Source organism: Photobacterium frigidiphilum (genome assembly GCF_003025615.1).
GTDB lineage: Bacteria > Pseudomonadota > Gammaproteobacteria > Enterobacterales > Vibrionaceae > Photobacterium > Photobacterium frigidiphilum.
In genome coordinates, this window is record NZ_PYMJ01000003.1 from 160,699 (window position 1) to 183,023 (window position 22,325).

A 22,325-nucleotide genomic window follows, 5' to 3' on the forward strand; every position below is an offset into this window, starting at 1 on the left:
ATGTATACGGAAACGCAAAAGCAAAAATTCATACCAGAATCTAAATTATCGCTTAAAAAAGCCATTTTGGCAGTGGTGGTTTTGTCAGTATTGATGTGGTCATGGCGTGGCGCAGAAATGGCACCGATGCTATTTCTTGAACACCCTGAAAACATGGTGCAACTACTGAACGATTTCTTTCCACCAGATTTTATTGATTTAGAACTGTATATCAGTGAAATGATCGTCACAATTCAAGTCGGAATTTGGGGCACGGTGTTAGCGATTATTCTTGCGGTACCATTCGGCATTTTGAGTGCAGAAAATCTGATGCCGATGTGGGTAACATTTCCAATGCGTCGCTTAATGGATGGGCTTCGCGCGATTAACGAAATGGTATTCGCAATGCTTTTTGTCGTCGTGGTTGGATTAGGCCCTTTTGCTGGAGTAATGGCGTTGTTTATCCATACTACTGGTGTGTTGGCAAAGTTATTTGCAGAAGCAATAGAAGCCATTGAACCAGGTCCGATTGAAGGCATTAAAGCCACTGGGGCGAATCCGCTAGAAGTGATTTTATATGGGGTAATTCCACAGGTAATGCCGTTGTGGATTTCTTATGCACTATACCGTTTGGAATCTAATATTCGTTCAGCCACAGTGGTCGGTATGGTTGGGGCTGGTGGTATTGGGGTATTACTTTGGCAGTCTATTTCAGGTTTTCAAATGCAGCAAACCGCCGCCATTATGTGCATTGTGATAGTGACGGTCAGTGTTATTGATTTTATATCGCAAATCATTCGTAAAAAATTCATTTAAATTTAATTTACCTGCACTAAAGAAATAAAAAATTTACGGTTACATGTCTAGATAAGTTAAATCGTTAAAGGAATAACATGCCCGTTTATTTAGATATTGCCACGCAATTAGATAATGACGTTCGTAATAAATACCAAGCTGGTGATTATTTACCGTCGGAATCACAACTTGCACAGCATTTTAATGTGAACCGACATACGGTGCGACGCGCTATTGATGAATTGGTGGCGACAGGCATGGTGCAGCGCCATCAAGGGAAAGGCAACATGGTGCTTCGCCAACCCCATGATTACTATTTACATGCAGGGGCACACTTTACAGGAAACCTGTTAGAACAAGGCTCGTTGCCTAGAAGTGAGGTATTACAGGCTCGGGTTATTGTCGCTAATAGTAAAATTGCTGAACGATTAAATAAGCCAGCAGAAAGTAAGGTTATTCATATTCGTACGTTTAGAAAAATAGACGGTATTCCTCGTACTGTTATTGACCATTATTTATCAGATACTGCGTGGTGGCCGGTATTGAAATATTTTAAAACCGGTTCATTACATCAGTTTATTAATAAAGAATTGAATATTGAATTACAGCGTAAAAATACACGATTGCGTGCACAAATGCCGACGAATGAAGATTGTCGGCTATTACAAATGAATTCCAATATTCCTATTTTAAAAATTAAAACCACCAATGTCATTAAAGGAACCAATATTGTGGCGGAATATTCCAGCTCGAATACACGTTCCGATGTCATTGAATTAGTCATGGAGCATTAAATGGACGCTTCTCAGCAGAGAAAAAAATGGATGTCGGTATTAGCTCGAGCGGCTTTTTCTGACCTTCAAACACAGTGGGCAACATTGGATTTACCGTTGCCGGTTTTTCAAGTGATTCGCCCAGCCGAAATTGGTCTAGCCCAAGTCAGGGCACGTATGGGAGGAGGCGGGCGGCAGTTCAACATGGGGGATGTCACCCTAACACGTGCTGTTGTGAAATTAGATAGCGGTGAAATGGGGTACAGCTATTTGCAAGGTCGCAATAAACAGCATGCTGAATTAGCTGCAGTCATTGACGGCTTAATGCAAACCTCTGAATACCAAGCGCGCTTAATACGTGAATTGATCACGCCATTAGCGGCATTAAAAGCGGAGCAAGAGCAGTTACGTCAACAACAAGTGGCGAGCAGCAAAGTTGATTTCTTTACGCTGGTTCGTGGTGAAGATTAAGCCTGAATTTCAGTGCATTTAAAGAGAGGGGCAATACCCATGAATATGATTTCACCAGCATTTAGTGATGCGGTGCACGATAGTCAAATTTGTTTTCGTCGTTTATTGAAAGCCATGTCAGAGCCTGGCGAATGCGTCGAACTGGATCGTATTAATGATCGCAGCAATGACCATGAAAAGGGCAGTGGTTTTGGCATCATGATGAGTGCCTGCACCCAAACCTTGTTGACGCTAGCAGATAACACCACACCTTTGTGGTTATCACCGAGTTTCATTCAAGACAAAGCAGTAATAGATAATCTGACGTTTCATATTGGCGCTCAGATTACGCAAACTGCAGACAGTGCAGCGTTTGCTGCGGTGTCGTATCAAGATAGTGTAACAACACCGTGGCTAACCCTGCCGCTGTGTATCGGCAATGAAGAATACCCTGATCGCAGTACGACCGTGATTGTCGAAACTGACAGTTTATCGAATGGGGTAGCGCTTACATTGACTGGCCCGGGTATTGAGCAAGCTCGAGATATTCATTTAGGTCAGCTTCCTGATGACTTGTTGAACTTGTTATTACAACGCCAACACTTGCCGAGTTTTCCACTGGGATTAGATTTTATTTTTGTGAGCGGTCAGCATGTCATTGCCATTCCTCGTTCAACGTTGTTGGAGATCAGCCTATGTATGTAGCAGTGAAAGGTGGCGAGAAAGCGATCAGTGCCGCTCACCAATTACAAGCCGATAAACGCCGTGGTGATAAAGCATTACCTGCATTGTCTGTGGCACAAATCAGTCAACAATTAGCAGGATCTGTCGATCGCGTAATGACTGAAGGAGGGATCTACGATAAAGAATTGGCCGCTCTTGCGATTAAACAAGCCGCTGGCGATCTGGTAGAAGCGATTTTTTTACTTCGTGCCTACCGTACTACTTTACCCCGCTTAGCAACAACGCAACCAGTGAACACCTCTGCAATGCGTATTGAACGCCGTATTTCAGCCACCTATAAAGATTTACCGGGCGGCCAAGTTTTAGGCCCAACGTATGATTACACCCATAGGTTACTGGATTTTTCATTACTCGCAGAAGGTAATGAAACCGCTGCAGATAGTTCTGAAACAGCAACGCAGACTGTTCATGCTCGTATTGCAGAACAGGTTGCGAGCGGTGCAGCGTTAGTAAAGGAAGCTGAAGCAGGAGCAGGAGTATGCCCACAAGTGTTGGGCATCTTAGAAAAACTCGACATGATGCTGTTGGAAGAAGATAACCAGCAAATACCTGAAGATATTACGCTCGAACCTGTTAATTACCCGTGTGATCGTTCTGCTCGTTTGCAGCAATTAGTCCGTGGTGATGAAGGTTTCTTGTTGGCGCTAGGGTATTCCACTCAACGTGGCTATGGCCGTAACCATCCCTTTGCTGGCGAGATTCGCTCAGGACAAGTCACACTGTCACTTCTTCCTGAAGAACTAGGCTTTGAAATAGAGATCGGTGACCTTGAACTGACGGAATGCCAGATGATTAATGGTTTTGTCGGTGATAAAGCGGTGAAACCTAAATTAACCCGAGGTTATGGTCTTACGTTTGGTTTCAATGAGCGCAAATCCATGTCGATGGCACTGTTAGATCGTGCTTTACAAGCGCCAGAATTTAACGAAGCGGTTGATAGCCCAGCACAAGATGAAGAGTTCGTATTAGCACATGCCGATAATGTCGAAGCGGCTGGCTTTGTTTCTCACTTGAAGCTACCACATTACGTCGATTTCCAAGCTGAATTAGAGCTACTGCGCAAGATGCATAAAGAGCATGACGACATGACTCAAGACAGTGAGGGCAAATAAATGAGCCAAGTAATTAATGCATCATCAACATGTCAAAGTGATGATTCAAATACCGATTCCTGCACTGATTACAATACAGGTTACAACTACGGTTATTTGGATGAGCAAACCAAGCGGATGATTCGCCGTTCATTATTAAAAGCGGTCGCGATTCCAGGATACCAAGTACCGTTCGGTGGCCGTGAAATGCCAATGCCGTACGGTTGGGGAACGGGTGGGGTCCAACTAACCGCTGCCATTCTGGGGCAAGCAGATACCCTAAAAGTGATCGACCAAGGCGCGGATGACACTACTAATGCTGTCTCGATCCGCGAGTTTTTCAAAACGGTAGCGGATGCCCGTACTACTGAACGCACGGTAGATGCGACAGTGATTCAAACCCGTCACCGTATTCCAGAGGTATTACTGAAAAAAGATCAGATCCTCGTTTATCAAGTGCCGATCCCAGAGCCGCTGCGCTTTATAGAGCCTCGTGAAACCGAAACCCGAAAAATGCATGCCCTGCAAGAGTACGGCATTATGCATGTGAAACTGTACGAAGACATTGCGCGCTTTGGCCATATCGCAACTGCATATGCTTACCCCGTGCGTGTGAATGATCGTTACATTATGGATCCTTCTCCTATTCCAAAATTCGATAATCCTAAAATGGACAACATGTCTGCGCTGCAATTGTTTGGTGCTGGGCGTGAGAAACGTATTTATGCCATTCCGCCGTTCACCAAGGTACGTAGTTTAGATTTTGAGGATCACCCTTTTGAAATCCAGCAGTGGGATGAACCCTGTAGCATTTGTGGTGCAACTAATACCTTTTTGGATGAAGTGGTCACCGATGATGAAGGTAATCGTATGTTTGTGTGTTCAGACACGGACTATTGTGGATCGCAAGGGGGAAACGCATGAATACGTCAACGCAACAAGCACTAATTGCCACCATTTCAGATGATGAACAGCCACTATTGTCGGTGACAAATCTCACTAAATTGTATGCGCCGGGTAAAGGTTTTTCGCAAGTGTCATTTGATTTATACCCAGGTGAAGTGTTGGGCATTGTTGGGGAATCGGGATCAGGCAAGAGTACCTTACTACAGGCTATTTCAGGGCGCTTAAAGCCTGATGGCGGTGAAGTGTTATACCTGCGAGGGGATACAGACACCCAATGCCAGCAGGTTGAAGAATTGTATGCGATGGCGGAAAGCCAGCGCCGTCATTTACTACGCACAGAATGGGGGGTTGTACACCAACACCCAATGGACGGCTTGCGTGGTCGCGTTTCTGCTGGGGGCAATATTGGTGAGCGTTTAATGGCCGTCGGCCAACGTAATTACAGTGAAATCCGCGAGCAATCTGCCACATGGTTAACCGATGTTGAAATTCCGGTCGAGCGGATTGATGACATGCCGACGACATTTTCTGGCGGTATGCAGCAGCGATTGCAGATCGCCCGTAATTTAGTCACGCACCCGAAGCTAATCTTTATGGATGAGCCGACGGGGGGCTTGGATGTTTCAGTGCAGGCAAAGCTACTGGATCTATTACGTCAGTTAGTAACTGAGCTGGATTTGGCAGTGATTATTGTGACTCACGATCTGGCTGTTGCGCGTTTGTTGGCGCACCGTTTAATGGTGATGAAACACAGTGAAGTGGTCGAAACTGGGCTGACCGATCAAGTGTTGGATGATCCACAGCATCCGTATACCCAGCTACTTGTATCGTCAGTGTTGCAGAACTAATAAGGATATCTCATGACTTCAATGGTTAACGTTTCAAATGTCAGTAAAACTTTTGTTTTGCATAATCAAAATGGCATGTCACTACCGGTGTTAACTCAGGCCAATTTAACCGTTTCGCAAGGTGAATGCGTGGTGTTGCATGGTCACTCCGGCTCGGGTAAATCGACCTTGTTACGCGCCTTATACAGTAACTATCTGGTTGATCAAGGCAGCATCGAGATATTGCACCATGGCCATTGGGTCGACTTGGCACAAGCCACACCGCGTGAAGTGTTGAATGTGCGCCGTGACACCATTGGTTGGGTGAGTCAGTTCTTACGTGTTATTCCCCGCATTAGTGCATTAGAAGTAGTAATGCAGCCAATGATTGAACGCGGCGGATGTCGTAAGGCTGCGAAAGTGAAAGCGACATCATTGCTGGCACGCTTGAATGTACCTGAACATCTTTGGCACCTTGCACCTGCAACGTTTTCGGGTGGTGAACAGCAACGTGTGAATATTGCACGAGGCTTTATTGTCGATTACCCCGTGTTATTGCTTGATGAACCAACAGCGTCGTTAGACACCGAAAACAGTGCGGTAGTGGTCAGTTTGATCAATGAAGCCAAACAACGTGGTGCTGCAATCGTCGGTATTTTTCATGATGAAGATGTACGAGAGAAAGTGGCTGATCGTTTGTATGCCATGCAACCAGTGAATACGGCAACGGAACTGCAATCTCAATGCGCTTAATTCAATTGTCTAGGCCTTGAAACGTAATTCGATCTTAAAACCTAATCAAGATAGGCCAAGCGTTATGAATAAGCCAACGGTGTGAAATAAAGGATGACAGAATGATCATTACCAACGTGAACTTGGTACTTGAAGACCAAACAGTAAAAGGCTCGATTGAAATTGAAGGCGGTATTATCCGCACCCTATCAGATACTGTTAGCCAGTTACCCCAAGCGATAGATGGCGAAGATGGTTGGTTAATGCCCGGGTTGATTGAGCTGCATACCGATAATTTAGAGAAGTATTTTACACCACGGCCGAAGGTAGATTGGCCGCCGTTTTCTGCCATGAGCGCACACGACGCGCAATTAGTCTCATCTGGCATCACCACGGTATTGGATGCCGTCGCGTTGGGTGATTACCGTGAAGGTGGCAAACGGCACGATAATCTCGATAAGTTAATAGAGACAGTAATAGAAAGCCAGCGTCGAGGTGTTAACCGCGCCGATCACTTTTTGCATTTACGTTGTGAAGTACCGCACGAGACTACAGTCGGCATGTTTAAGCGTTATGCACATTTGCCTGATGTACATTTGGTGTCTTTGATGGATCATGCGCCGGGTCAGCGTCAATTTGTAAATGTGCAAAAATATCGCGACTATTATCAAGGTAAGTACAAGTTTAACGACCAACAAATGGCAACGTTTGAAGTTGAACAGCGTGAACGATCGCAAGTATGGTCGGCACCTAACCGTGAAGCTATTTGCCAATACTGTCGCGAGCATAATATTCCGATGGCTAGCCATGATGATGCCACCGTCGCACACGTTGAAGAATCCAAAGCACTAGAAATGGTGATTGCGGAATTCCCAACTACAGTTGCAGCGGCACAAGCGTCACATGCTTTAGGGCTGAAAGTGATGATGGGAGCGCCTAACGTGGTACGAGGTGGGTCTCATTCTGGCAATGTTGCTGCCCATGAACTGGCACAACTAGGAGTGTTAGATATTCTTTCATCTGATTATTACCCTAGTAGTTTATTAGATGCCATCTTCCGTATTGCACACGATGATCGTAATGAGTATTCCTTGGCAACGGCGACCCAATTAGCGACCATTAATCCGGCACAGGCCCTGCAATTGGATGATCGCGGTGTTATCGCGGAAGGAAAACGTGCCGATTTATTGTTGGCTCATCAGCGTCACGACCATACGTATGCGACGCGTGTTTGGCGTGAAGGGAAAGCTGTATTCTAATTAAACGAAGGCTCAATCTATGGCTCGAATTTTTTATGTCATTGGTGCCTCTGGTGCCGGAAAAGACAGTGTGATTGATGCGGTGCGTCAGGCTTGGCCCTCCGATATTTTGGTTGCCCATCGTTACATCACCCGTGCAGCATGTGCGGGCGGTGAAAACCATATTACGCTAACCGAAGCAGAATTTGTTTATCGTCGGCACCATGATTTGTTCGCGATGCATTGGCAAGCTAACGGGCTGCATTATGGAGTGGGATTAGAAGTCGATTTATGGTTAGCCAACGGCTGTGATGTCATGGTGAATGGATCCCGCGAGTTCTTACCCCAAGCGCTTGCACAGTATGGAAACTTATTAGTACCTGTTGTTGTCGATGTTGCTTTGACCGTGCTTGAGCAACGGTTACGCACTCGTGGTCGTGAAACAGAAACCGAAATTCAGCAACGACTTATTCGTGCGCGAGACTTTCAACACTGCGCGCTACCAGATGGCAATGCTCATGCTGATATGGCTGAAAATAGCGAACTGTGGCGGTTGGATAACAGCGGAACCATTGCACAAACGTTAGCGCAATTTGACCGTTACTACTGTGCTGAACCTGAATCTAAACTTGAATCGGTAGGGCATCGATGAAACTGACCTTACTGGGAACGGGCAATGCAGGTATGTTGCCCGTTTATGGTTGTACATGCCAAGCTTGCAATCGAGCCCAGCATACCTCGTCGTATCGGCGTAAGAAAACGTCAGCGGTGATCGAGCATCAAGGTAAGCAATTATTGTTGGATGCTAACGCAGATGATCTTCTCTCTCGTTTTCCTGCGGGCAGTATCGATAGAATATTACTGACCCATTATCACATGGATCATGTACATAGTTTATTTGATCTACGCTGGGGGGAAGGTACATCTATTCACGTTGACGGGCCGGATGATCCCCAAGGCTGTGATGATTTGTTCAAACATCCCGGATTATTGGCTTTTCAGCCTCCACTAACAGCCTTTAAAGCGTTTAGTTGGCAAGGTATTACCATTACGCCATTGCCGATGAACCACTCCAAAGTGTGCTTTGGTTATTGCTTTGAATGGCAAGGACGACGTATTGCGTACTTAACCGATACGTTGGGATTACGAGAAGATGTGACTGCGTGGTTAGCCGCAAATCCCATTGAAGTGATGCTGATTGATTGTAGCTTTCCGCCATCGTCTTCTCGAGAAGAACGCCTGCCAGTGAATCACAATGACACCGATACAGTGTGCGTTATTCAACAGGAATGCCTGCCTAATAAAATGGGGCTGATTCATGTTGGGCATGATCTGGAATCATGGGCGATGGATAACCCTAATTACTTTACTGCGTGCCGATTTCTGGCCTTTGATGAACAGGAATTCGAACTATGAGCCAACCTGCAGCACAGATACTGAATGCGGCCCTTCTGTTGCACCTATTGCTTTCTTACTCATGCAGAGGCGGTGATGAAGTAATGATTACGCTTTCCACGTTTACGATCTTGATTAGATTAAATGTGCAAAAGGAATATGTCTGATGTATTGAATAATGTTCATTCATGATTTGCATACTTTTTATGGGTTATATTCATCAAATTGGTGGTAAGTAATCAATATAATGATTTAAACGGTTGTTTAGTTTGCACTAAAGTAAAAGATTGCTACAAAACCAGAGAATATATTGTGATCTTCTGTGAGATTAAATGCATATAAGTCTGCTTTTTTAGGCATTTAATGTAGAGTGGTTATGAGTGATGAAGATCACATTTAAACCAGATAACCACATTGTTGGCAAACTATCCTAAAGGGTAGGACGCAAAGCTTCCGGTCTGTCGACGTCAGTCTATGATAGCGGGGTTACCGTCTTTTAAAGACGTAAAATTGCATCAAACATGCCGATTCTATGGTTGTTTTTTTCTATAAAACAACGGAATCAGTGATTATGATTATTACAAAAAAAACACTTCTACCTGTTACCTTAGCGCTGTTTAGTTCAGGGGTAATGGCACACGGTTATGTCAGTTCAGTCGAAGGCGGTGTTGCGGAAAGTCGTGCTGCACTTTGTAAATTTCCAGCGAATGGAACAGGCGAGAAAAATACAAACTGTGGTTCAGTACAGTGGGAACCACAGAGTGTTGAAGGCCCCGATGGTTTCCCAGAAACAGGCCCTCCTGATGGTAAAATTGCGAGTGCAGGCTTGTCTCAATTTTCTCCACTTGATGAGCAAACGGTTGATCGTTGGGTTAAACGCCCAATGCAAGCGGGCATACAAAACTTTGAATGGACTTTTACCGCAAACCATATCACTCGCAACTGGCGTTATTACATTACCAAGCAAGATTGGAATCCTAATAAATCACTAACACGTAGTGCATTTGATCTGACTCCTTTTTGCCAGATTAGTGGTGATATGGCAGAGCCACCAATGCGTGTACATCACAGCTGTAATGTACCTGAACGCAAAGATTACCAGGTGATCTTAGCGGTATGGGAAGTCGGTAATACACCTGCAAGCTTTTACAATGTTATTGATGTTGTGTTCGATGGCGATTTACCGACGATACCTGACTGGGCTGTTGGTGGGCAGATTTATCCAAGCATGGATCTTAAATCTGGCGATAGCGTTTATACCCGAGTATTTGATGCGTCTGGAGAGAATAATGCGCTTTCGACTGAATTAACGATTGAAACTGAGCAACAAGGACAAGCGAATAATTGGTCATACAGCTTGGCTCAGCAAATCAATAATGTTTACGATAATATCCGTGCAGGTAAAGCTGATGGAGAAGGTAATTTTGCGCCAAGCTATGGTACAAACCCTATTTATCTACAAGACGGCAGTGGGCTAAAACGTGTTGAGATCGGTTACAACATTATCACGCCAGAACCAGATTATGATCTTGATATCAGCGGATTAGAGAATGAATATCAGATTGGTGATGAGTCCGTTAGTCTTGAACTAAACCTTACTGCCCAAGGCGATCAATTTGTTGAACTAACCGTTTATAACCACAACAAAGAAGCGCTGGCGAATAAGCAGGTTACGTTGAATGATGGTGATTCTCAAGCTGTGTCAATGGAGCTGTCGAAATCTGAATCTGGTCATCACATGCTAGTAACGCGAATTAAAGACAGCAGTGAAGGTAACTTGATCGATCAGATCACGAATGACTTCCATTTAACTGAGGGTGGCGATCCACCTGAAGGGGATTACGACTACATCTTTCCTGAAGGGTTAAAAAGCTATACAGCGGGTAGTAAAGTATTAGCAACTGATGGACGTATCTACGAATGTAAGCCTTTCCCATATTCAGGATACTGTATTCAGTGGTCGCCTAGTGCGACTCAGTTTGAACCGGGTGTAGGTTCAGATTGGAGTACAGCTTGGATTAAACTGAACTAAATCCTTTCACCAGCCTCGTCATGGGGCTGGTTTTTCTGCTTGTCTAGATTCTAAATATGTTCAATGTCTAAACTCAAGGCTAATAGTATTATGAGAACCCATTATGATATTTTGACCCGAGTACTGCACTGGATTATGGCTGCGGTCATTATATATGCAACATGTGCTGGCTATATCATGCATCTCGTCGTCGATTCTTCCCCCCGTATTTTTAACTTCTTGTCTGTACTAAATATTTCTCTTGCAACAGTGGGAGCGGCTATTTTCATTGTTCGTTTTATTTGGAGCTTCCTACGTCCGACAGTCCACAGCATTAAACAGAGTGATTCATTGCAGAATAAGATGGCGCACTTAGCCCATTCTCTCCTGTATTTTATGATGTTTAGTGTATTTACGAGTGGTTTTCTGATGCTAAAAACTGGGTATGATTTGTTTTGGTTAATCCCTGTCAATAATGTGATTAGTAATCCAGAGATCAATGCTTTTTTCTTTATGGTGCACAGATTCAGTTGTGTAATGTTGGCACTATTAGTCGTTGTGCATGCATCAGCAGCGTTACATCATCACTATAAGCGAAAGAATAACGTACTTCATAGTATGGTAGGGCCCGCGATAAAGGTGAGGTAGCTTGGGTATACCACTATTACTGGTTGGTAAAAGTAATTTGTATTTTATGATGATTATCATTCATGTGGAAATAAATATACTGTGTCCTCTTCTTCAACAGCAGCACGAAAACGAGGCAAAAGATGGGTTGGGTATTTTTATTATTAGGTGTGCTCGCAGAAGCAACATCGCATGTAGCATTGAAAGCAACTAACGGTTTTACTAACCCCTTGCCTAGCGCCATCGTAATTCTTGGTCATCTGACTGCATTTTTGTTTTTAGGTCAAGCAATGAAAAATCTGCCCGTCGGTGTTGTTCATGCGTCTTGGGCAGGGCTTGCGATTATATTGGTTACGCTGATGTCGAATATTATTTATAAGCAGCATTTAGATGCCAAGGTATGGCTGGGGATGGTCGTGATTGGTATTGGTATTGCCATTATTAACCTCTCTTCAGTTCCTCATACGCATTAAGTTTTATCTTAGGGGGAATTATGAATCAACAACGGGCAGAAAATCTCTACTTTTATCTTAGGCAGCAGCACGCACCGCAAAAAGATATTAATGCGGTGCTTAAGCTGTTAAAGCAAAATTACAGCATCGATTTGGCACAATTAGAAAAACGGTACCGTAAAACGTTAGGTTATTCACCCAACCGATTTGATATTAATACTTATGGCACCGCCGGTTCACGTACGATGAATCAAACACGGCAGATGCAAAAAAATGAAATGCACTAAAGGTGAAATAGCAACTTATCCGCCTGAGGCATTCACCTCACTCACCCGAAAATGCGAATAAGTTAACCCAATCTAAAATCGTTACAGGATCGTTATCAATATGCTGATTAGATTCTAGTTGCTTTAAAGCAGATCATCGATGCCTACGCTATTTTGTAACGTACTTTAAAAACAGACATTGCTCACCCCATCACGCCTTCAGAAATAGTTTGAGGTTCGTCATTAACCATTATTCCGCCTGTACTGACCATGTGAGTTCTGTCTTTTATCACTATTATAAAGCTAACTCGGTTGAACTTATGTACAGCCACTTGAATAGAAGAAGTATTGATTATGCGTTATTTCAAAAGATTATCTTTAGTATTGCTAACTATGGTGGCGACACTTTCTACCGCTTATGCATCAGACACCGCGGTCATTGAAATTGTCACACTAAAACTGAAAGCGGGTGTTTCATATACTGAGTTTGCTCCAATTGATAAAGCAGTCGAAGACCAACATGTTGCTAAACAGTCTGGGTTCATTTCACGCGAATCGGCCGCTGGGGAGAATGGAGAGTGGCTTGTAATTGTACATTGGGAATCTACAAAGGATGCTGATGCATCAATGGCTTCATTTATGAATGCCCCTGCATCTCAGAAGTTTGTCGATAATATTGATGGTTCTACTATGGTTATGAAGCGTTATTCTAAGACACCGTAAATCGGCTGAGGTGGTTTTGTTGCAATAAAGCCTAAAACGGTGGGTTATTCACCCACCGTTTTGATATTAATACTTATGGTGCTGCAGGCTCACGCACGATAAACCAAACATGGCAAATGCAAAAAATACAATGCACTAAAAGCAAGATAATGTGGCTTAGCCACCTTTAGCGATCTTTATTAGTGTTTCGATAAAGGTTTTCACTGCTTTAGTATGTTCAAATTCGAATGCAAGACCATAGTGAACTTCAGTTCGACCGGTATTCACTCGTGTTGGAAAGCGTGTCATGTCTGCATTGTGATAATACGAATATTTAACAGATACCCCATCTAACCCTGATAATTCATTAGCGAAAACTTCAAATGCAGGACGAATAATAAGTTGTGGGTTGTGATTATCGATACAAAGATAAAATGGCTCTTTTAAACTAGGTAACATGTATTCTGTTATCTTTTTAATCTTGAAGTTTGTGCGGCACTCCAACGTTTTTAACGCCTCTTCCATGTCGCTATGTGCGATAGCCATATTGTGTTCCTCGTGCTGAAATAGCGTTTAAATTACGTATTTGGTATAAGGCTCTAGATTGCACGAATATTGGCTTGGAAACTATAGTGTTGCCTTGAATAAATCCTTTAATTTCTCTTAAGTTCTTAACTTAACCAAGATGCAGGAGTAATCGAATCCAATTCTGGTCATGTTTCAACATTTCAGTGTATGGTTAGGTATCTTCAAATAAAATGAAAATGGACGAATGACAACTCTTAATTGCGTGGAAGTAGAACCGCAAGTAACAGCTAGCGCTGCTGTTATCTGGCTTCATGGCTTAGGATCAAATGGTCATGATTTTGAATCAATTTTACCTGAATTAAAACTTCCACAAGATGCACCTGTGCGGTTTATTTTCCCACACTCGCCGTCTATTGCCGTTACGATTAACGGTGGTATGGTGATGCCTGCTTGGTATGATATTTTAGAAATGGGCGCTGGACGTAAGCTAAACGTTCAACAGTTGTTAGATTCAGCTAATCAAGTGGTCGAGTTAATTGAGCGCGAACGTGCTCGTGGTATTGCCAGCGATCGTATTATTATTGCAGGCTTCTCTCAAGGTGGTGCTGTTGCTTACCAAGCGGCATTGAGTTATCCAGACAAGTTGGCAGGCTTATTAGCATTATCAACGTATTTCCCAACCTCTGATTCCATCGAATTTAGTGATGCTAATCGTGAGTTACCGATTGAAGTTATGCACGGTAGCCATGATCCAGTGGTATTACCGTCAATGGGTAAAGATGCTTTAGCTGCACTGAACTCGGCGAATTTTAATCCCAACTGGCGCACTTATCCAATGGAGCACAATGTATGTCTAGAGCAGATACAAGATATAGCGGCATGGTTTAAGCACACGTTGAATTTAGGCTGAGATGTTTTTAAGCTATGAAGGTTGATTAGAAAAAGAAGGAGCATAATGCTCCTTCGTTTTGTTTACGCTTACTTTTGTTTATTCACAAGGCGGAGCAAGGTGGATAACAGCTAGCCCACCCAGTGATGTTTCACGGTATTTTCTGTTCATGTCTTTACCGGTTTGATACATAGTATCGATCACTTTATCGAGAGAAATACGTGATTTACTGTTTCGCTTTAATGCCATACGTGAGGCATTAATAGCCTTCATCGCGCCCATTGCATTACGTTCGATACAGGGGATTTGTACAAGTCCACCAATGGGATCGCACGTCATACCTAAAGAGTGCTCCATGGCAATTTCAGCGGCCATGCAAATTTGTTCATTACTTCCGCCTCGTATTGCCGTTAGACCTGCAGCGGCCATTGACGACGATACGCCAACTTCACCTTGACAGCCCACTTCAGCACCTGAAATGGAGGCATTCATTTTATATAACATGCCAATGGCTGCAGATACTGCTAAGAAATCTTTTATTTGCTCTATTTCTAAGGTGTTAATGAATTTGTTGTAGTACATCAATACGGCAGGAATAACACCAGCTGCACCGTTAGTTGGTGAAGTAACAACTTGCCCGCCTGCGGCATTCTCTTCACTTACCGAAAATGCGAATAAGTTAACCCAATCTAAAATAGTCATAGGATCGTTATCAATATGCTGATTAGATTCTAATTGTTTTAAAAGAGCGGGTGCCCGGCGAGTTACATGTAATCCGCCTTCTAAGATTCCTTCCTTATGGAAGCCTCTTTCCATACAGTCAGACATGATATGCCAAATTTTATTGGCTCTTTCGTCAAATTCGTCTTGGCTTCTAAAGGTTAATTCGTTGTCTTGCACTAAGCGACCAATACTTAATCCGTCACGTTCAGCCATAAGTAGAATATCGTCAGCAGATTTGAAAGGGTAGGCAACGGTAGTTTCGACAGTCGCCCCTTTATTTTGCATTTCTGCTGCAGTCGCAATGAATCCACCGCCTATCGAGTAATAGGTTTCACTTTCTAACTCATTACCTTCTTTATCGATTGCAGTGATCATCATGCCGTTTTCGTGCAAAGGAAGGTTGGTGGTATGAAATACAATATCTTCCTCAGCAGTAAATGGGACTGTTTTCTGGCTTGCTAAAGGTAATGTATTACTTTTATGCGCATTAAGCATTGTTAGGTTGGCAACTTCAATATCGATAGTGTCGGGCTTATTACCCATTAGACCAAGAAACACGGCGCGATCGGTATGGTGTCCTTTTCCTGTTAACGATAAAGAACCGTATAAATCAACCCGTACAGTATGAACAGTTTCTAGCTTAGGCAGAATTTTTTGGCAGAACTCAAATCCCGCGATCATAGGACCATTAGTGTGGGAGCTGGATGGACCAACACCAATTTTATAAATATCAAAAACAGACAACATAATGGTTTTTCCCTATTTTTTATGTCGATATAGAGCTGGTGACACAGCTATATTCATGTACCAATAATACTAAGTATGTGCGTAATATTTTTATTATGCTTATTATCATAACGAAGCAAACAGAGAGGGGTAAGTACAGAGTCATGTTAATGTGATGTTGCAGTGTGTTATCTTTAGTATTCCCTAGCAAACACTAGATTATCACGTTGATGTGTGAGTATTTTAGATAATTATTGGGGTTTTCTGTCACTCTAAGGTGCAATATCAATGCGCACTCTGTTGCGTGTCTTTTCATTATAGGCTCATGAGAAATCCCGTTTCTTATGGTTTATTTTGAGACAATTCTCATTTTTGAGTTAAGGTTTTCTGTAAACTGCCACTAAGTTTAAGTATTAAAGTTAACCACACAAGTTATGAAAGGTATTTAATGGACAGATATTACGCCCGTTTTTCATCTAACCACCCTTGGTTACACTTGTCATTTTTAGCGATCGTAGCGGCTATTTTTAGCATCAGTTGTTATCAGTTATTGGTTAATGAAGAATTAATATTTGCCATCGGCTTAGTGGTACCTGTCGTGATTATTCCGCTTTTTGCAATGGCTGCAAATTATAAACGAAAGTATATGCACGATTGAATGAAGGGCTTGCCACTATAGCTGCCAATAGTTTAACTGCATATTTAAGTGCCTATCCTGCAGATATTCAAGCAATAACGAGCTTTGTTATAGTACTAAAGCTATGAGGTTTTTTGATACGATTAGGTGTTTACTTTAGCTCTTTGAGGGCGTCATCTAATAAGCCTCCGGCTTTGCCGGAGGTCATTTAACTAAAGGAACTAGATTTTGGTTACTGTATAGGAGTTGCTATTGTCAAACAACGTAATGCGATATGTACCTTCCCCCTCACGGATATCTATGTCAGCCCCGTTAAGTTCAAAACTACCGTCTGAGCCGTTATCTCCAAAGTTTTTTCTCCAGTCACCGAAAACATCGAACTTGAACTGTTCGTTACTGCTAGCACCAAAGCTAACTTCAACTTGCCAAGTATAGTCTGCGATTAGAGTCATCTCTGTACTAGCCCAGTTATTATTGGTACCACGGACAGCAAGGCTGGGTTGGTTCGATGCAAAACCGCAGTTGTGCTGACACTGCGTAGTTGTGATCTCGATGGTCTTGATATTCTCCACCGATTCGACTCCTGTTCGTATCGAAATGACGCTACCTTCTTTAATCCAGCCTTTTGCTCCATCGGCTTCCAATGCAATACGATTCGCCAAGCTAGTGAGTGGTGAGCCATTTAGGGTGACAGTGGCGCTGTCGTCAGAATTGATCAGATAACGTACTTCGTTGTTACGACTACTGAGTGCTCCGGCAAAGTTGCCATGCGCGGTGTCGATGGTAATTTGGACCCCGTTGCTGATCGGCGTTTGGTTGATCAAGGTTTCGCGTACCAGGTAATGCGGTACGCTGTTGGTGTCGTAAGAGTCAACTGTAGTACCGTCATCTTCATATAAGGTGAAGCTGCTGGCTTTGTCTGACGGGAAGACTTTAACGATCAACTCATCATGACGGGAACCGTCTTTGCGGTGACCAAATACATCCTTTGTTTGTGCGTCGACATACATCATTGGAATGATGGCTCCAGCACGAACATAAGTCGGTACGCGATTGCGGTTTTCTGAAGGGATCCACTGGTTCACATTTGGCAAGGTTATACCGTTTACGGTATCGTATTTTTCTAGGGTGTGGTAGTTGTACCAAGACCCAGTAGGCAGATAGACGTCGCGTGTTTCTTTAAACTGGGTAGTCAGGCTAGCGACTAGGATATCTTTCCCTATCATCTTTTGATCTGCTTTACCGCTCAGCGTTTGATCATCCTGATAATAAAAAGGCATTGGCGCGATTACTGGCTCTCCATATTTATAGGCTCGATGGGCCAGAGAATAGTAGTAAGGGATCAGCTCGTAACGCTGGCGTAAATTGCTCAGATTACCCACGATATTACCTATCAGCGCCGGAGATGTTTCAGTTATAATGCAGTCGCTTCCTGTCGCTCCGGGCATTCCGCAGTTATTACCGTGAGGGCGCAACGGAATATCTAGCCAAGCCGCATTGGCAAACCAGAGACTGTACATTTCATTTTCGCTGTAGCCAGTTCCTGGCTCAATAGCTGTGTCTTTATTACCTTTATCGTCGAATTTGCGCCAAAACCCACCAATATCCGAGCTGTAGTAGTCAATGCCAGCAAAGGACATTTGCATAGCTGCATTATAGTGCATGTTCATATGATCGAGACGACCACCTATATCACCAGACCATAAACCAACGCCATAGCGTTGAGAGCCCACCGTACCTGCACGAGCAATGGAGTAAGGTCGCTGTGGGTTTTCGGCATGGTTACGCACGTAGCCGTCATAGATCGACTTACTCCACAACAGGTTGTGGACATTATTGTAGTCGGCGTGGTTACCGTTGGCATAACAGGAGTTTGGACGAAAATCTTCTGGTTCACCTAAGTCGGTCCAGTGGCCCAAAATACCCAAATCGATGATGTTAGGTTTGCGCACATTGTCGTGCCACCAAGCGGCTGCCGCATTGTTCGACCAATCAATCATGCCGCTGATGCCAAACCAATTATTAAATTCGGTAGCATCGCTAGTGCCGCAGTTTTTGGCAAAACCGTCGTGAGCGGTCATACCATCGTAGTTGGTGCCACCATAATTACCTTGTTTGGAGACGTATGATTCTTCGATGGTGATTAGCCCGATGTCGTCTTTTTTCAAACTGGCTACTTTACTCGCAGGATTGGGAAAAGCTTGCTCATCAAAAGACAAGTCGCCCATAGGGTTAGCATCACTGTTATTTTGCCAAGCGTGTTTGAAACCAAACCAAGCTACATCCAAAAGGGCTCCGTCGAGTGGGAAGTTTTTTTGACGTAATGTTTTGATGGTATCGTCCAGCTCAGCCCAATTGTCGTAGGAAAATTCGGATACCCACATCCCCAATGCTTTTTTTGGCAATACTGGTGGACGGCCTACCAGTTCCATGAAATCGCTGCGCAAATCGGGAAGATCCGCTCCGCTCATATAGTAGAGGTTGGTTTCAGCTGCATTTTTGTTGCGGATTTCCCACCATTCTCGGGAAAGGTTGAAATCATTTTTGAATTTGGAATCAAGGAACAAAGCATAGTTGATGTTGGTGCCAACGGCATACAACACAGGGAACTGCAAGCGTGGTGTTGTGGCTCCGGCATAAGCTCCGTCGCTGTACGTCACGCTGCTAAAGGTGTTGCCTCGGTCATCCGGTGTACTGAACCCTCCGGCTTCTAACCATTCACCGTTGACCTGACCACCGTTATTCAGATCAATAGAGGCAAAGGTTTGACCCAAACCGTATACTGAATGCATACCGAGATTGTGAACGGAAGCGCCATTCCAAGTGTTATCATAGATTGCGGGACAAATAGTGGCACTCTGCTTATTGTTTTGATTTAGTTCGTTAATGGAGATGCAACCGTTGTTGCTGTCTACACTAACGCTCAGCTCTTTCGTGTTGAAGCCATTATCGTTGGGGTTATAGACCTTTGGTCCTGAGTAATCTTTCTTAAACACCATGGCAGTATTTTTTATTGTCGATTCACCGATAGTATTGCTGTGATGGCGAAAAGAAATGTGTATCAGGTCGTCGTCAAGTATTTCAATAACAGTACTGGCTAAACCATAATTAACAACATACGGTTCAGGAATCGAAGCAAAAGATAAACTAGGTGTTAGCATGCAACAAACTGCTAATAAATTTTTTTTCATATTAAATTAATCCATAGAGCTAACTAATGTGCACGTGTATATGCATATGCATTTTCTATGTATTAGCACTAATAAAGCTCCTCCTTGACTCTACGCCCCCTTGGAATATTTTAATATTTGTGATAAGCGCTCCGTTTTGTAGGGCTTTGTTGCCTACTAAAGCTTTGTGGTCTTTTTGTACGATTAGGTGATCCGATAGCGATTGGGCATCACTAGGTAAGTAAAACGGCTTAAAATAGAACCACCGAACAACATTTCCTTTGACTAATTTACAATGTCTCTCTTGTGTAATGGATTAGCTTTTTCATGGCTTTAGCTGCTGAATTTAACGTTGTTTTGCTAGGGCAATTTGTTCTTTAATGATTACCAATCCTGTTTTGAGTTGGCTACGGCTCGAAGGGCCTGTGAGTGATATACGTATTGCTGCTGGTACTGGGTAACGACCCACTGCAAACATTTCTGCTTCGCGAACATGAATCCCTTTATTACGTAGTAGTTTACTAAAGCTATAGCCAGTTAATGGCTCTGGTAAGGGTATCCAACAATTAAACCCGGGAATAACCGCATTATTCTGCGATGGAAAATACTGATTGAAAAGCCGATGTCGTGCGCTAAGCTCAAGTGCGATTTCTTTATCAACGGCCTTCATGGCTCCATTGGTTAGCCAGCGACAAACGAGGTCGATCATCAATGGGCTGATATGCATGCAATTAGCGCGTAATGTTCGTTGTAAGGTATCTTTTAGTGTTAGCGGCATAATGAGATAACCGACCCGTAACCCTCCTGCAAAATATTTCGAGAAACTACCGACATAAATAGTGATATCGGGGGCTATTGCAACTAACGGTGTTTTACGATGGCTGGGCGGGCAATACAGCACGTCATCTTCAATGATCAAAACGTTATACCGACGACAAATCTCGATGATTTTTAGGCGACGACTATCGTTAATTTGTGTTCCCGTTGGGTTTTGAATTGCAGGGGTTAAATAGAGTAGCCGTGGTTTGTGACGTTTGCAGTGCAGTTCTAAATCTTCGGGAACAATCCCTTCATCATCCAGCTGTACAGGCACTAATTTACGTTCTGCCTGCTGACAGGCATTGATGAATTCTGCGTAACATAATCCTTCAACAAGAATGGTTTCTTTAGGGCGAGAAAGTGACTGTAAAATAATGGCTAAGCTATGCTGGCCACCATATGTCCAAATTAGGCGGCGATTATCGATATCAACGTTCAGGCGATTGCTTAGCCACTGTTGCAAGGTTCTATTATGCCCGTGTAACCCTTCGGCACTGTAATAATCGAGCACGGCTTTTTGTGCTGTGGGCTCATGAGATAAGTCTTGCAGAATAGTCGATAGGTGCTGTTGTTGGCTTAGCAACAGTGGACGACAAATGGCGAGATCGATACCTTCTTGAGACGTTACAGGGTGATAAAAAGCTTGTTGCTCTGATTGCCGATCTTTTACATATGTACCACTGCCCACTTTTGGCTCAATCAATCCTCTTAGTTCTAATTCCTGATAGGCGCGGGTAACCGTACCGACTGTTACTCCAAGGCGATATGACAATATACGCTGTGGTGGCAATTTCATGTTTATTGCCAATTCATTGCTTTCAATGGCTTCAGTAAACGCATCAGCCAATGCCATAAATTTAGGACCTGTACGGTTAGAGATATCAGGAATGAACATTGTCACCTTCGATAGGGGTACATTTAAATACTGAATATAGGATAGATAAGGCTTAATAAGAAAGAAATAGAAGAATTGTTATGGTGACGCATGAACAATAGGTGAATCGCACAATCTTTCGTTACGCTCGTTATATTAAATAGCGAAGTATGAAGGAATGAAATATGAGTACGGTATGGGATTTGTTGCCAGCAATGAGTGTGTTTGCCTTTGTAACGGCGATGACACCGGGGCCCAATAACTTTCTATTGGCAAGTTCTGGTGCCCAATTTGGTATACGTCAGTCGGTACGTCATTTGGTTGGGATCCGTATTGGTGTTATCGGTTTGGTGCTGTTATGCGCTGGTGGGGTCGCAATTGCCCTTAAACAGCACCCAGAACTTTACCGTGTTTTACAGTTTTTAGGGCTGGGTTACATGCTCTGGCTGGTGGTGAAGTTGATGTGTTTTAATTCGAGAGGTAAAAGTGGAAGTGCGGGAAAGCCGTTATCAATGAAACAGGCAATGCTATTCCAGTTGGGTAATGTAAAAGCATGGATGGGCTCATTAGCACTAGTAACCAGTTACAGTTTACCAAGCCATTATTGGTTATCTGTATTCAATATCGTGGTGGTGTTCACTGTCTTTGGGCTGTTTGCGAACACCTGCTGGGCGGGAGTCGGGCGTTGGATCAATCAATACTTAAATACCTCTTTGAAGCAGCGTGCTTTTAATGTCAGCTTAGGCTGCATGACTCTGCTGTCATTACTGCCTGCGATCACGGAAATGATCTAGTTGTAATTAAATTGTCAGGTTTATTTACAGTGTGTACGTACTTCAATCACCACTTAATAACAGTTAAATAATAAATGCAAAATTAACCACTTGAAAAGTATAGTTTATTTTTATTTGTGTGATGAATGCTTGATAATTACATTTATGAAATCAATATCATGTGCCACTTGAATTTAT

Annotated in this window: 23 protein-coding genes and 1 riboswitch; of the genes, 19 read left to right on the forward strand and 4 right to left on the reverse strand. The window is 43.3% G+C overall.

Going from position 1 to position 22,325, the window contains the following annotated elements; genetic code table 11:
• The 16 genes from phnE (at window position 1) to C9J12_RS04455 (ending at window position 13,009) form a co-directional block, all read left to right on the forward strand.
• The gene (gene phnE / locus C9J12_RS04380) at window positions 1-795 is read left to right on the forward strand and encodes a phosphonate ABC transporter, permease protein PhnE (protein WP_227876268.1); all 795 of its coding nucleotides are present in this window, start codon (window positions 1-3) and stop codon (window positions 793-795) included.
• Between the two features lie 77 nt (window positions 796-872).
• The gene (phnF, locus tag C9J12_RS04385) at window positions 873-1,568 is read left to right on the forward strand and encodes a phosphonate metabolism transcriptional regulator PhnF (RefSeq protein ID WP_107241595.1); all 696 of its coding nucleotides are present in this window, start codon (window positions 873-875) and stop codon (window positions 1,566-1,568) included.
• Window positions 1,569-2,018, forward strand: coding sequence for a phosphonate C-P lyase system protein PhnG (phnG, locus tag C9J12_RS04390; protein ID WP_107241596.1), 450 nt, complete (start codon window positions 1,569-1,571; stop codon window positions 2,016-2,018). It abuts the gene before it with no gap.
• 39 nt (window positions 2,019-2,057) lie between these two features.
• Window positions 2,058-2,702, forward strand: a complete 645-nt coding sequence (gene phnH / locus C9J12_RS04395; RefSeq protein ID WP_107241597.1) for a phosphonate C-P lyase system protein PhnH — start codon at window positions 2,058-2,060, stop codon at window positions 2,700-2,702.
• Window positions 2,693-3,853 (forward strand): carbon-phosphorus lyase complex subunit PhnI, encoded by a 1,161-nt coding sequence (locus tag C9J12_RS04400; protein WP_107241598.1) that lies wholly within the window; start codon window positions 2,693-2,695, stop codon window positions 3,851-3,853. The genes phnH and C9J12_RS04400 overlap by 10 nt, the downstream gene beginning before the upstream one ends.
• Window positions 3,854-4,756 (forward strand): alpha-D-ribose 1-methylphosphonate 5-phosphate C-P-lyase PhnJ, encoded by a 903-nt coding sequence (locus tag C9J12_RS04405; protein WP_107241599.1) that lies wholly within the window; start codon window positions 3,854-3,856, stop codon window positions 4,754-4,756.
• Window positions 4,753-5,586, forward strand: a complete 834-nt coding sequence (gene phnK, locus C9J12_RS04410) for a phosphonate C-P lyase system protein PhnK (protein WP_107241600.1) — start codon at window positions 4,753-4,755, stop codon at window positions 5,584-5,586. The genes C9J12_RS04405 and phnK overlap by 4 nt, the downstream gene beginning before the upstream one ends.
• A 12-nt stretch (window positions 5,587-5,598) precedes the next feature.
• On the forward strand, window positions 5,599-6,318 hold the full coding sequence (phnL, locus tag C9J12_RS04415) for a phosphonate C-P lyase system protein PhnL (RefSeq protein WP_107241601.1): 720 nt from the start codon (window positions 5,599-5,601) through the stop codon (window positions 6,316-6,318).
• 101 nt (window positions 6,319-6,419) lie between these two features.
• Window positions 6,420-7,556 carry an alpha-D-ribose 1-methylphosphonate 5-triphosphate diphosphatase gene (gene phnM / locus C9J12_RS04420; protein ID WP_107241602.1) on the forward strand — a complete coding sequence of 379 codons (1,137 nt, stop codon included), beginning with the start codon at window positions 6,420-6,422 and terminating at the stop codon, window positions 7,554-7,556.
• A 19-nt stretch (window positions 7,557-7,575) separates the two neighbouring features.
• Complete coding sequence (gene phnN / locus C9J12_RS04425; protein WP_107241603.1) at window positions 7,576-8,187, forward strand: ribose 1,5-bisphosphokinase; 612 nt, start codon at window positions 7,576-7,578, stop codon at window positions 8,185-8,187.
• Complete coding sequence (gene phnP / locus C9J12_RS04430; RefSeq protein WP_107241604.1) at window positions 8,184-8,951, forward strand: phosphonate metabolism protein PhnP; 768 nt, start codon at window positions 8,184-8,186, stop codon at window positions 8,949-8,951. Before phnN ends, phnP begins: the two co-directional genes overlap by 4 nt.
• Before the next feature lie 388 nt (window positions 8,952-9,339).
• A riboswitch (cyclic di-GMP riboswitch) is annotated at window positions 9,340-9,424 on the forward strand.
• A 77-nt stretch (window positions 9,425-9,501) separates the two neighbouring features.
• On the forward strand, window positions 9,502-10,962 hold the full coding sequence (gene gbpA / locus C9J12_RS04435; RefSeq protein WP_170111716.1) for an N-acetylglucosamine-binding protein GbpA: 1,461 nt from the start codon (window positions 9,502-9,504) through the stop codon (window positions 10,960-10,962).
• Between the two features lie 90 nt (window positions 10,963-11,052).
• Window positions 11,053-11,589: a cytochrome b gene (locus C9J12_RS04440; RefSeq protein ID WP_107241605.1), complete on the forward strand. Its 537-nt coding sequence runs from the start codon at window positions 11,053-11,055 to the stop codon at window positions 11,587-11,589.
• Between the two features lie 122 nt (window positions 11,590-11,711).
• A complete protein-coding gene (locus C9J12_RS04445; protein WP_107241606.1) occupies window positions 11,712-12,041 on the forward strand; it encodes a DMT family transporter in 330 nt (109 codons plus the stop codon).
• A 20-nt stretch (window positions 12,042-12,061) separates the two neighbouring features.
• A complete protein-coding gene (locus tag C9J12_RS04450) occupies window positions 12,062-12,307 on the forward strand; it encodes a hypothetical protein (protein WP_006230542.1) in 246 nt (81 codons plus the stop codon).
• 333 nt (window positions 12,308-12,640) lie between these two features.
• Window positions 12,641-13,009, forward strand: a complete 369-nt coding sequence (locus C9J12_RS04455) for a hypothetical protein (protein ID WP_107241607.1) — start codon at window positions 12,641-12,643, stop codon at window positions 13,007-13,009.
• Between the two features lie 156 nt (window positions 13,010-13,165).
• Here the strand turns inward: C9J12_RS04455 and C9J12_RS04460 are convergent, their stop codons facing one another.
• Window positions 13,166-13,534: a hypothetical protein gene (locus tag C9J12_RS04460; RefSeq protein WP_107241608.1), complete on the reverse strand. Its 369-nt coding sequence runs from the start codon at window positions 13,532-13,534 to the stop codon at window positions 13,166-13,168.
• A gap of 226 nt (window positions 13,535-13,760) precedes the next feature.
• Between C9J12_RS04460 and C9J12_RS04465 the strand changes: the two genes are divergently transcribed.
• Window positions 13,761-14,426: an alpha/beta hydrolase gene (locus C9J12_RS04465; protein WP_107241609.1), complete on the forward strand. Its 666-nt coding sequence runs from the start codon at window positions 13,761-13,763 to the stop codon at window positions 14,424-14,426.
• A 78-nt stretch (window positions 14,427-14,504) separates the two neighbouring features.
• On the opposite strand, the gene C9J12_RS04470 is transcribed toward C9J12_RS04465, so the two are convergent.
• The gene (locus C9J12_RS04470) at window positions 14,505-15,875 is read right to left on the reverse strand and encodes an L-serine ammonia-lyase (protein ID WP_107241610.1); all 1,371 of its coding nucleotides are present in this window, start codon (window positions 15,873-15,875) and stop codon (window positions 14,505-14,507) included.
• Window positions 15,876-16,302: 427 nt separating this feature from the next.
• On the opposite strand from C9J12_RS04470, the gene C9J12_RS04475 reads away from it, so the two are divergent.
• A complete protein-coding gene (locus C9J12_RS04475) occupies window positions 16,303-16,512 on the forward strand; it encodes a hypothetical protein (protein ID WP_107241611.1) in 210 nt (69 codons plus the stop codon).
• Between the two features lie 200 nt (window positions 16,513-16,712).
• On the opposite strand, the gene C9J12_RS04480 is transcribed toward C9J12_RS04475, so the two are convergent.
• Together C9J12_RS04480 and C9J12_RS04485 are read right to left on the reverse strand one after the other, a co-directional pair.
• On the reverse strand, window positions 16,713-19,682 hold the full coding sequence (locus tag C9J12_RS04480; RefSeq protein ID WP_107241612.1) for a TIM-barrel domain-containing protein: 2,970 nt from the start codon (window positions 19,680-19,682) through the stop codon (window positions 16,713-16,715).
• Between the two features lie 325 nt (window positions 19,683-20,007).
• Window positions 20,008-21,375 (reverse strand): aminotransferase-like domain-containing protein, encoded by a 1,368-nt coding sequence (locus C9J12_RS04485; RefSeq protein ID WP_107241613.1) that lies wholly within the window; start codon window positions 21,373-21,375, stop codon window positions 20,008-20,010.
• A 164-nt stretch (window positions 21,376-21,539) separates the two neighbouring features.
• Between C9J12_RS04485 and C9J12_RS04490 the strand changes: the two genes are divergently transcribed.
• Window positions 21,540-22,148, forward strand: a complete 609-nt coding sequence (locus tag C9J12_RS04490) for a LysE family translocator (RefSeq protein ID WP_107241614.1) — start codon at window positions 21,540-21,542, stop codon at window positions 22,146-22,148.
• Window positions 22,149-22,325 lie beyond the last annotated feature (177 nt).

What these genes read in the sequence shown, in the direction of transcription:
- phnG (WP_107241596.1), top strand. Translation starts at nt 1,569, where the DNA reads ATGGACGCTTCTCAGCAGAGAAAAAAATGGATGTCGGTATTAGCTCGA.
- C9J12_RS04475 (WP_107241611.1), top strand. Translation starts at nt 16,303, where the DNA reads ATGGACAGATATTACGCCCGTTTTTCATCTAACCACCCTTGGTTACAC.
- C9J12_RS04450 (WP_006230542.1), top strand. Translation starts at nt 12,062, where the DNA reads ATGAATCAACAACGGGCAGAAAATCTCTACTTTTATCTTAGGCAGCAG.
- phnF (WP_107241595.1), top strand. Translation starts at nt 873, where the DNA reads ATGCCCGTTTATTTAGATATTGCCACGCAATTAGATAATGACGTTCGT.
- phnN (WP_107241603.1), top strand. Translation starts at nt 7,576, where the DNA reads ATGGCTCGAATTTTTTATGTCATTGGTGCCTCTGGTGCCGGAAAAGAC.
- C9J12_RS04480 (WP_107241612.1), bottom strand. Translation starts at nt 19,682, where the DNA reads ATGAAAAAAAATTTATTAGCAGTTTGTTGCATGCTAACACCTAGTTTA.
- phnM (WP_107241602.1), top strand. Translation starts at nt 6,420, where the DNA reads ATGATCATTACCAACGTGAACTTGGTACTTGAAGACCAAACAGTAAAA.
- C9J12_RS04440 (WP_107241605.1), top strand. Translation starts at nt 11,053, where the DNA reads ATGAGAACCCATTATGATATTTTGACCCGAGTACTGCACTGGATTATG.
- C9J12_RS04400 (WP_107241598.1), top strand. Translation starts at nt 2,693, where the DNA reads ATGTATGTAGCAGTGAAAGGTGGCGAGAAAGCGATCAGTGCCGCTCAC.
- C9J12_RS04470 (WP_107241610.1), bottom strand. Translation starts at nt 15,875, where the DNA reads ATGTTGTCTGTTTTTGATATTTATAAAATTGGTGTTGGTCCATCCAGC.
- C9J12_RS04460 (WP_107241608.1), bottom strand. Translation starts at nt 13,534, where the DNA reads ATGGCTATCGCACATAGCGACATGGAAGAGGCGTTAAAAACGTTGGAG.
- C9J12_RS04445 (WP_107241606.1), top strand. Translation starts at nt 11,712, where the DNA reads ATGGGTTGGGTATTTTTATTATTAGGTGTGCTCGCAGAAGCAACATCG.
- phnL (WP_107241601.1), top strand. Translation starts at nt 5,599, where the DNA reads ATGACTTCAATGGTTAACGTTTCAAATGTCAGTAAAACTTTTGTTTTG.
- C9J12_RS04490 (WP_107241614.1), top strand. Translation starts at nt 21,540, where the DNA reads ATGAGTACGGTATGGGATTTGTTGCCAGCAATGAGTGTGTTTGCCTTT.
- gbpA (WP_170111716.1), top strand. Translation starts at nt 9,502, where the DNA reads ATGATTATTACAAAAAAAACACTTCTACCTGTTACCTTAGCGCTGTTT.
- phnE (WP_227876268.1), top strand. Translation starts at nt 1, where the DNA reads ATGTATACGGAAACGCAAAAGCAAAAATTCATACCAGAATCTAAATTA.
- phnP (WP_107241604.1), top strand. Translation starts at nt 8,184, where the DNA reads ATGAAACTGACCTTACTGGGAACGGGCAATGCAGGTATGTTGCCCGTT.
- phnK (WP_107241600.1), top strand. Translation starts at nt 4,753, where the DNA reads ATGAATACGTCAACGCAACAAGCACTAATTGCCACCATTTCAGATGAT.
- C9J12_RS04465 (WP_107241609.1), top strand. Translation starts at nt 13,761, where the DNA reads ATGACAACTCTTAATTGCGTGGAAGTAGAACCGCAAGTAACAGCTAGC.
- C9J12_RS04485 (WP_107241613.1), bottom strand. Translation starts at nt 21,375, where the DNA reads ATGTTCATTCCTGATATCTCTAACCGTACAGGTCCTAAATTTATGGCA.
- C9J12_RS04455 (WP_107241607.1), top strand. Translation starts at nt 12,641, where the DNA reads ATGCGTTATTTCAAAAGATTATCTTTAGTATTGCTAACTATGGTGGCG.
- phnH (WP_107241597.1), top strand. Translation starts at nt 2,058, where the DNA reads ATGAATATGATTTCACCAGCATTTAGTGATGCGGTGCACGATAGTCAA.
- C9J12_RS04405 (WP_107241599.1), top strand. Translation starts at nt 3,854, where the DNA reads ATGAGCCAAGTAATTAATGCATCATCAACATGTCAAAGTGATGATTCA.